The following is a 10,000-nucleotide window of genomic DNA, read 5'->3' as shown; positions in this document are numbered from 1 at the left end:
TTTTGAAACCCCCATCCGGAACATTCCCCGATTGATCGCCGATAACATTCTACATCACGGAATGATGGTCGCCGCTCTCGGAATGTATTTTATCAAAAACCCAATCCAAAACTAGAATGACTCAAGCCAAAACAAAACACGATCCCTTTCAAGCCCTGAAAATCTCCGATTACCGTTTCTTCCTTTTCGGTAAGTTTATGGTGACTCTTTCCATCAGCATTCAAACCACCGTCGTTGGTTGGCAGATGTATCATCTCACCGGAAGCAATTTGCACGTCGGTTTTATCGGTCTCGCGGAGGCGATTCCTTCCATCACGATGGCCTTGTTTTCCGGTCTTGTGATCGATTCCTTTCCAAGAAAAAAAATCGTCACTTCCGCTCTGGGTCTTTTATCAATCTGTTCTCTACTTCTACTAATATTAGTATTTCCTAATATGTCTTGGATTCTTAGAGAATCCGGCGTGTATCCGATTTACGGCGTGATCTTTCTTTCCGGAATCGCGAGAGGTTTTTTAAATCCTGCGACCGCCGCATTCCAAACCCAGCTCGTGGATAAGGAAACATTTCCAAACGCCGCGACCTGGAGTGGAATCGCCTGGCAGACCTCCTTGGTCCTCGGCCCCCTTATCGGAGGAATGTTGATCGTCTTTGGTCTTTACCTTGCATATTCGGTGGACCTTCTTTTGATGAGTTTCGGTTTGATTTTGATGTTACTCGTAAAAGGAAAACCCGTTCCTGAAAAACCTGAATCGAGCGAAAGCATCTGGGAAAGTTTAAGTTCCGGTTGGAAATTTGTTTCCACACACCAAATCATCCTCGGTGCAATCTCTTTGGATTTGTTTGCGGTCCTTTTCGGAGGAGCGGTCGCACTTCTTCCTTCTTTTACGGAAAAAATTCTGGGACAAAGCCCCGAGATTTTCGGGATTCTTCGTTCGGCCCAAGGAGTCGGAGCTGTTTTATGTGCCTTTTTTATCGCCGCTAGGCCGCCCAAAAAACATTCCGGTTGGATCCTTCTGACTTGCGTGTTTGGCTTCGGGATTTGTATCATTTTTTTCGGACTTTCCAACGATTATAGAATTTCGTTCTTCTGTCTTGCGGCCGCAGGCGCGTTCGACATGGTCAGCGTAGTGATTCGTCACACAATCGTTCAGATGCACACTCCGGATCATATGAGAGGGAGAGTTTCCGCAGTAAATTATATCTTTATCGGCTCCTCAAACGAAATCGGAGAATTCGAATCAGGTGTTACCGCGGAATGGCTCGGAATCAGAAGATCAATCGTCGTAGGCGGAATTTTGACTCTCTTCACCGTGGGATTTGTAGGAGCAATCGCTCCCCGGCTTCGAAAGATGCAACTGAAGGATATTCTTTAAAGGTCTAATATTAAGACACAAACAACGATTCGATGAAAGCTTTGTAGAAATTCTTATAAGAACCCGTCCCAGTTTTGGGACACGCTGTAAGTGGCTTTTCATTTGCAGATCCGTGGTTCTCATGACAGGAGAATTTGTCCGAAGATTTCCCCAATCCTGCAATAAAATTCACAGAGATATCCCACAATTTTTCAGAGAGAAACCTCTTAGAGAAAATCATCGTAGTTCCGACAGAAATCGACTCTTTTGAAAGTAAAATAAAGAAACATTCGACAAAAAGCGTTTCATCGAGTTTAAAGCGGCCCGCCCGAGTCCGCGACTTCGAGTTTCTTTGCTTTACAAAGAGTCGTCCCATTGATTATGGTTATTTCATTCTCCGAATTCAAGCGCGACATTCTCCGCGTTGCAGCTGTTATAGAACGAGACTTAGAAACTAATCATATTTTTGAATATTCTAACTTTTGAATATTAAAGAAGGAACCGATGGATGCTCCCAATATACTTACCCAAGCAGAAGCCGTCAAGAGGGCGGAGCTGATCGATCAGATCAGTTACGAAATTCATTTAGACCTCAAAGCAGGTTCTTCCACATATCAGGGAGAAACTAAAATTTCATTCTTTTATACCGGAAAGGGGAAAGGAAAACTCAAAATAGACTTTGTCTCTAAGAAAATCGAAGTATTTTTGTTAAACGGAAAAGAATTAAAAGAGTTCTCCAATTACTCGAAAACCGATTCTTTCCTGGATCTTTCGCAAGAATCCTTAAAATCCGGAAAGAACGAAATTAGGATTCGTTATACAAACGACTACAACCACAGCGGTTCCGGATTTCATCAGTTCCAGGATCCTTCCGACGGTTCCGAATATCTCCATACGGATTTCGAACCTTTCGAAGCGCACCGAATGTTTCCGTGTTTCGATCAACCCGACTTGAAAGCGACGTATGAGCTTTCCCTTGTCGGACCGAAAGAATGGAAATACATTCACAACACTTTTCCTTCCAAGGAACAAATCAAAAAAGAAAGAATCGAAATTCGTTTTCAGAAAACCGCTCTGTTTTCCACGTATTTGTTCGCTTTGATCGCCGGTCCTTACGAAGTCTGGGAAGACCGTTATAAAAACATCCCATTAAGAATTCTATGTAGGAAATCCCTCGCCAAATATCTAGATGCGGAGAACCTTTTCGCGATCACAAAAGAATCCTTTGGATTTTTAGAATCCTACTTCGATCTTCCGTATCCGTACGGAAAATACGATCAGATTTTTGTTCCGGAGTTTAATATGGGCGCTATGGAGAACGTGGGAGCCGTTACCTTTTCGGAACATTACATCTTTAGAAGTCCCCGTATTTATTCCGAGTATCTCGGAAGAGCCAATACGATCTATCACGAGATGGTTCATATGTGGTTCGGTAACTTGGTTACGATGAAATGGTGGAACGACCTCTGGTTAAACGAAAGTTTTGCCGATTATCTTTCCTATTATGCGATGTCCCACGGAAAATTATTTCCGGACGCTCTCGAACACTTTTACGTTCGAGAAGAATGGGCCTACAGAGAAGATCAACTTTCCACGACCCATCCCATAGCGGGAAATGCAGAAAACACGTTAGACGCAATTAGCAATTTTGACGGAATCTCCTATTCCAAAGGAGCCTCCGTGCTTCGTCAGCTGATGTATTATATCGGGGAAGATACGTTCCGAAACGCGATGCGAAAATACTTTCGAAAATTCGCGAATTCGAATACAGTTCAAACGGACTTTTTAGATACGATGTCCGAAACTTCCGGAATCGATATCCGTAGTTGGAGTAAGGAATGGCTCGATACGACCGGAGTGAACACGCTTCTTCCCGAATGGAGACAGGAACATTTGTTGATCCGACAGCTACCTTCCGAAAAAAACGGTCTTTACAGAACACACGCCTTGGAAGTAACGATCTTTACCCTCAAAGGAAAATTTTTCGAAGCCGCCTGGAAAAGTAGAATCGATGTCAAAGGACAAGAAACCATTCTCCCTTATAGCTTGTTTCAAAATGCGGATTTTCATATAAGTAAAAATCCAAAGATGCAAAAATCTGCCGTAAAAACGACAAACCCCGACAAACATATATCTGGATCTTCCGAGATCGTAGTGTTAAACACAAACGACTACGCATATGCAAAGACCTATCTTCCGAAAGACGGAATCCTTCTCTTAAAAACTTCCTTGAATAAACTGAAAGACCGTTTTGCGAGAAGAATTCTCTGGGGCTCTCTGTGGCAGATGACGCGCGATGCGGAAATTTCTCCCAAGGATTTTTTGGAACTTGTGTTTCAACAGGGAATTTACGAAGAAGATCTTTCCGTTCGAAGCAGTCATATCCTGACCAAGGCCTCCTCCATCACGTCAAATTACCTGAAGAAGGAAAACAAGGAAGAATGGTCCGCAAAGCTAAACGAACTGGCCAAAAACGGACTCGAAAATCCTTCTATCACGGAAGAGGAAAAAATCGTCTGGTATAGGATACTTGAAAGTACATCCAGAACTCCAAATCAACTTTCCTACTTAAAGGACCTTTTGGACGGAAAGATCATAATCTCCGGAATTAAAATCGACCAAGAAAGAAGATGGAGTATTTTAACGAGACTTTCCGCATTTGGAGATAAGAACGCGTTAGACCTCATTGAAAAAGAAGAAAAAGCGGACACATCCGATCTTGGCGCGAAAAAAGCATACGGAGCCAGAGTCGCGTATCCCGATCCAAAATCGAAATCCGCCGCCTGGAAAGAATTTACGGATCCTAATACAAAATATTCCACGGACATGCTCCGCTACGGAATGAGAGGTTTTTATTGGGATCACCAGGAAGAAATCCTAAAAGATTACGAGAATTTATACTTCGAATCCGTGATCGGAATTTATAAAGATCGCGATTCCCATTTTTCTTCCGCATTTGGAAATCTATTATTTCCAAGTTTGGAGCCGAATCAGACCCTCGTGGACAAAACGAATCGTTTTCTCAAAGAACAAAAAGAGATTCCCGCTCTTCTTAAAAAAGATCTCAAACAACATCGAGATGATTTGGAAAGAACCGTGAAAATTCTCGCCAAACAATAGAGTTGTTGAAAAATTCCATGGTTCAGATTAGCAAAACCGCTCCAAACATCCATTTCAATTAAGCAGAAACGGATAAAGAATTAATTTTTCAACAACTCTAATAAACTTTCTTTGAATTAGAGAGTTTGCAGAGTGAAGGGAAGATGGTATCCCTATAGAAGAGAATTGCGAGTAGAGGGACTCGAACCCCCACACATTTCTGCACCAGAACCTAAATCTGGCGTGTCTACCAATTTCACCATACTCGCGTGTGGTCCTTCCAATGTTCGCGAATCTTCTTTGGAGTCAAGCGGTTTCGTTGGAAAGATTTTAATCTCCAATACCTTGGAATGTTTGTCAAAATGTCCTGGAGTTGTTGCCAACCCGCAATTCGGTGATTTTTTTTCAAACTTTCCAGATGATTCCGAGACATCCAATCATTCGATCCACTTTTTCAGATCCGCGAGATTACTCACCGGAAGTTTACAGGAAAAATTCTCACAAACATAAACGAGTGCGTTTCCTCCGCTGTCTCTTGAGTCAAACAAAGTAGAAAGTTTTCTCGCTTCTTCCAACTCATTCTCGTTCACGACAGCAAAAACCGAATCCGGCAGAAACCTGGTTTGAATCGCGGCCAAAAGTTCCTTCCCGGAATCCGTATCCTTACGAATCAAAACGATTTCCTTGGAATGATGTCTGTAAGTCCAGTAAGCCGAAAGCAAATGAGGATAACTGAGAGAATAAGTAGATAATTCTTTCGTAAAATACAAAAAGATCGATTCGGCGAATTCCCTATAACGAACCGAATCAATTCCAAACAAGGACAATTTCACCAAAGAATAAGCAAGAGAACTGTTCGCGGAAGGTTCCACACCGTCATAACTGTCCACGCTCCTCCGCAAAAGGACCTCACCGTCGTTTCCTGTATCGAAGAACACACCCGCCGGGGAACGGAACAAACGAATCGCCTCTTCCATCCAAAGAACCGCGTTTTTCAGATAACGAATTCCGCATCCCGCTTCGAACAAAGCGATCGAAGAGGAAATCATCTCCGCGTAATCATTACTATATCCTAATATACCCGATTCTTTGTCCCTGAATCGACGCAAAATCCTTCCGCTCGGATCGATCAGATTTCTTTCGATAAAAGAATACGTCTCCTCCGCGAGTTTCAAAAAGTCTTCCCTTTGAAACGCAACACCCGCCTTTGCAAGAGCTTTGATATAAAGACCGTTCCAAGAAGTAAGAATTTTATCGTCTCGTAGAGGACGAACTCTTTTGTTTCTTCTTTCTAGAAGTTTGGCTCTACCTCTTTCCAAAACAGAATCGATCCGTTTCCATTCTTCTTCGGAAAATTTTGTAGCTTCGCTACGATAACTTTCATGCAGAATATTCTTTCCTTCGAAGTTTCCTTTTTTTGTTACGTTCCAAAATTTTTCCAAAATTCGAGAATCTTCCCCACAGACTTCCCGGAATTCTTCGAAATCCCAGATATAAAAAAGACCTTCTTCTCCTTCGGAATCCGCATCCTCCGCGCTACAAATTCCCCCGCCGACAATTCTCATATCCCGATGTAGATAGGAAATTACATCGAGCGCAAAGGACTTGGCAGAAATTTTTTTAGAAACCTGGGAACATTCCACTAGAGTTTCCAAAAAGAGAGAATTATCGTAGAGCATCTTTTCAAAATGTGGAACCATCCAATGATGATCCGTGGAATAACGACAAAGTCCCCCTCCGATCTGATCGTAGATTCCTCCTTGTTTCATTGCAAGGAGTGTATTCTCCACCATCTCCAAAGCACTTGGATTTCCGGAAGAGTGATAATATCGGAGTAAAAACGAAAGTCCCATACTCGGAGGGAACTTATTGACGTGATTGGTTTTAAATCCTCCGAACTCGGCGTCATAATAACTTTCGTAAAGAGAAAATCCGGAATCAAAACAATTCTCCGACGGTAGACTTCCTTCTTGCTTTTCTATAGCCCGACCTTCTCCGGAATCTTTCAAATATCGAGAAAGTTCGGAGGAAGCTACAATCAATTCCTGTCGTTTCTCCTTCCAAACCTTTCTAAGAATATTCAAAATTTCTAAAAAACTTTTTCTTCCATATCTGGGTTCCGGAGGAAAATAGGTTCCTCCAGTAATCGGCTTCCCATCCGGAGTCAAAAAGATATTAAGAGGCCAACCACCTTGTTGGTCCATGGCATGTAACGCATCCATATAGATCCGGTCGATATCGGGTCTTTCTTCACGATCCACTTTGATCGATACGAAATGAGAGTTGAGATAATCCGCGACCATTTGGTTCTCAAAGGATTCTTTTTCCATAACATGACACCAATGGCAGGTCGCATAGCCTATGGATAAGAAAATGAGTTTGTCCTGTTCCCTTGCTTTGGTTAAGGCTTCCTCACCCCATGGAAACCAATCCACAGGATTATATGCATGTTGTTGGAGATAAGGACTTTTTTCTTTTGAAAGTCGATTCGGACTACGGGAGCTGAATTGCATTGAATTACTCTCTTTTAGACTCATAAAATCTATTTTTCGATTTCTAAAAATCTTCCTAATTCCAACCATGTCCATTAAGTAGGCGCTTACATGGAGCATAAAAAAGAAGGTACTTATAGAAAATTCGGAACTTTTTTTATTCTAGGAACCATTTTTTTTACAACGATTCAACCTACAATTGGAGAGGACATTCTACCTAAGGAAGTTATCGTAGAAGAAGAAAAAGGGAATCTCGGAGATTTGAAAAACGTACTTCGTCTGACTCTGAAAGATGCGGTAAATCATGTACTCGAAAAAAACATTACGATCCAAAACGCGAAGATGGAGTACGTAAAAGCGGACGGAGGAGAACTCAAAAACGAATCCCAATTCACTTGGAATCTAATCGGTGGAATCACTATCTTTAAAACAACTCTTCCCAACAATAGAAACAATATCTTTTTGGGAACCAAACAAAGCCAAGATAAGCTCAGCGTAGGTATCGAAAAAAATTTTAAAACAGGAACTTATGTGAAATTGGAAGCGAGCACCACTCGTTTCGATTCAAGCGCCTTCGAAGATCCTCGTACAACTCCTTCAAGCTTAGCTATACTCGCCATTCCTCCGCAATATACGAGCGCTTTGACGATCACTCTCAGTCAGGAAATTTTAAAGTACAGCTTCGGAAAAACTCAGAAGGAAAAAGAAGCCATTTTAAGACAAAACACTGTGATCAAAAGAGAAGAGCTGATTTATATTCTTTCTCAACTCGTGGTTCAAACCTTAATTCAATACTGGAGTTTGAACATCTACGATTCGAACGTAAAAACTTTACAAGACCTAGAATCCAACACGAGAAACATACGCGATTTAACCACAAGAAAACGGAATTTAGGTCTTTCCGAAGGTTTTGAAGTTAATCTTTGGAACTCCATTCTTTCTCAAACCGCTGGAAATTTAGAAAAGGCAAAGGTTTCCCGTAAAGAGGCGGAAAGAAATCTAATTCGAATTTTAAACGCTGATCCATCCTCTAAAGTCGAAGGTGTCACCGATCTTCAAGAGAACGTTCCTGTAGATTTCAACGTGGAAAAAGATTATATCTACGCTTTAGAACACAGAACCGATCTGAAAAATCTTCGAAAACAAAGGGAAATTGCAGAACTCAATTTGAAAATCAAGGAAGCCGAAGACATGCCTTCTTTGAAACTTTCAGGCGCCTACTCCACAAGAGGGCAAAATATCGTTTCTCCCCAGCAAAATGTCATGGATACAAATCGAGGAATTGCTTCCTTTAAATATCCGGAAGCGTATGCGGCTTTTCAATTTTCTTATCCGCTTTGGGATAAAGGAATCAAAGCAGATATCCGAAACGCGAAGCTGGATGTTGAAAATTTAGAAAAAAAAGAAGCGGAATTGAAACTTTCCATCAAAGAAGAATTAGAAAATCGTTATGCGACGATCTTAGCCGGAAAAGATATTCTCGAAGGCGCTAAAAAAAGAAGGGAAGAAGCCAATAAATTCTATAGAGGTCTTTCAGAGCGTTTTCGTCAGGGAAGATTTACCGCAGTCGCAGTAAAAACCGCGTTGGATAACGTAATCCAATCCGAATTACAAGTAACTCAGGCTAAAATTCAACTAAACATAGATATTCTTCGTTACGAACTCGCAAAAAACCATATCTTCGAAAAATTTGGCGTGAACGTTAACGATATCATCGATCGATTGATGAAGATGACGGACACAAAACAAACAGACTTAAATACCGCCGTTTTAGAATAAAAATAAAATAGAGTTATTGAAAAATTAATTTCCTTATCCATTTCTGCTTCATTGAAATGGACGTTTGAAGCGGTTTTGTTAATCTGAATCATGGAATTTTTCAATAACTCTATTTTAACGTGAGCAGGGTCGTAAGAAAGTTTGGGCGAATAAGAAACTAAAGTGTTGCTCTCTAACATAACCAACCCCACAAATACTTGGATCTCAAAATAAATCTGTCGGAATTCCGACAAATCCTCTGTGAAACTTAGTTCCCACCCTTATTTTTGGGTGGGGGTGGAGAATAACTCTATTTCGCTTTCTACGGGTCGCTTTCTTTCTCAACTTCGTTGAGAGCCGCTTACAAAACTCAACCTCGCTTTCTCCTCCTATGTTTCTTGTGTCAAGCCCTCCCGCTATTTTTTTTTACATAAGACCATATTGAGCTAATTTTCGATTCCATACTTCTTCAGGCATAGAATCAAAAAGATCTCCCGTTCGAATCATTGAATAAAGAACTTCGATCATTTTGCGTGAAGTAGCGATGATCGATTTTTTAGCCTCCTTTTTTAACATATAACCTTTGATAGAATTCTTTTATCTTTCCGCCATGCTGACATCGAACCAGACTCCAGGCCGCTTGAACAATTACTCTTCGAATTGCATGACAACCACGAGATACAATTCTTCCGTATCGAACCGTATCTCCCGAAATATCAACACTCGGAACTAAGCCCACATAGTAAGCGGCTTGTTTAGCCGAAGAGAATCGTTTACAATCACCCATATAACTCATGATCGCCAAAGAAGTAATCATACCGATCCCAGGCATGGACATGATCGTTTGAACATAACTCTGATTTTTTTTCAGAGCCTCTTTAATTTCTTCTTCTATTAGTTTTAGTATTTAGTTCGACTAAATCTAAACTTTTAAGATTCGTTCTGCTTCTCTTTTGTATCGATCAGGAAGTAGAGTTACGGAAGCTTCTCTGGATGCTTTTGTTCGCAAATGCTTTTTGGTAATTTCAGTCAAACCTGCTTGAGTGAATAAACTATGAAGTCGATTTTTGCCTTGCGTTAGTTGTCTTGTCCAGTTCTCATGTTCCGTGCAAAGTCTTCGATTGTCTTCCTCTTCATCTGTGGGAATCGGAACAACCGGTAACTCTTCTATTGGAAAACGTTGAATGAGCCTGGCTATTTTTAAACTGTCTTCTTTATCGGTCTTTTTTAAGGATTGATAGATCGTTGCTAAGTCTCCGGGATTCAGGACAATTACTTGAATCCCTTTGTTTAATATTG

5 protein-coding genes, 1 tRNA gene and 1 pseudogene (1 of these 7 cut by a window edge) are annotated in these 10,000 nt (G+C 41.1%); 4 read left to right on the top strand and 3 right to left on the bottom strand.

The window, feature by feature from the left end:
- The 3 genes from LEP1GSC062_RS13035 to LEP1GSC062_RS13020 form a co-directional block, all read left to right on the top strand.
- A protein-coding gene (locus tag LEP1GSC062_RS13035) for an NUDIX hydrolase (protein ID WP_010576486.1) crosses the window boundary here: on the top strand, positions 1 to 115 show its 3' portion. The gene continues 464 nt to the left of window position 1, outside the view; the window shows 115 of its 579 coding nt (coding positions 465-579); its start codon lies beyond the left edge, outside the window; it ends in the stop codon at positions 113 to 115.
- A gap of 1 nt (position 116) precedes the next feature.
- Positions 117 to 1,373 (top strand): MFS transporter, encoded by a 1,257-nt coding sequence (locus LEP1GSC062_RS13030; protein WP_010576487.1) that lies wholly within the window; start codon positions 117 to 119, stop codon positions 1,371 to 1,373.
- Positions 1,374 to 1,856: 483 nt separating this feature from the next.
- Positions 1,857 to 4,472, top strand: a complete 2,616-nt coding sequence (locus LEP1GSC062_RS13020; RefSeq protein ID WP_010576489.1) for a M1 family aminopeptidase — start codon at positions 1,857 to 1,859, stop codon at positions 4,470 to 4,472.
- A 166-nt stretch (positions 4,473 to 4,638) separates the two neighbouring features.
- On the opposite strand, the gene LEP1GSC062_RS13015 is transcribed toward LEP1GSC062_RS13020, so the two are convergent.
- Together LEP1GSC062_RS13015 and LEP1GSC062_RS13010 are read right to left on the bottom strand one after the other, a co-directional pair.
- A tRNA-Leu gene (locus tag LEP1GSC062_RS13015) sits at positions 4,639 to 4,720 on the bottom strand.
- Between the two features lie 168 nt (positions 4,721 to 4,888).
- Positions 4,889 to 6,964: a thioredoxin domain-containing protein gene (locus LEP1GSC062_RS13010; RefSeq protein WP_020984503.1), complete on the bottom strand. Its 2,076-nt coding sequence runs from the start codon at positions 6,962 to 6,964 to the stop codon at positions 4,889 to 4,891.
- Positions 6,965 to 7,054: 90 nt separating this feature from the next.
- On the opposite strand from LEP1GSC062_RS13010, the gene LEP1GSC062_RS13005 reads away from it, so the two are divergent.
- Positions 7,055 to 8,722 (top strand): TolC family protein, encoded by a 1,668-nt coding sequence (locus tag LEP1GSC062_RS13005; protein WP_020984505.1) that lies wholly within the window; start codon positions 7,055 to 7,057, stop codon positions 8,720 to 8,722.
- Positions 8,723 to 9,127: 405 nt separating this feature from the next.
- Here the strand turns inward: LEP1GSC062_RS13005 and LEP1GSC062_RS21895 are convergent.
- Positions 9,128 to 10,000: pseudogene (locus tag LEP1GSC062_RS21895) on the bottom strand (IS110 family RNA-guided transposase); the annotation flags it as partial.

It is taken from the genome of Leptospira alexanderi serovar Manhao 3 str. L 60, from assembly GCF_000243815.2.
Classification (GTDB): Bacteria; Spirochaetota; Leptospiria; order Leptospirales; family Leptospiraceae; genus Leptospira; species Leptospira alexanderi.
Note: the sequence above shows the minus strand (reverse complement) of the source record. Positions and strands in the feature narration are given on the sequence as shown.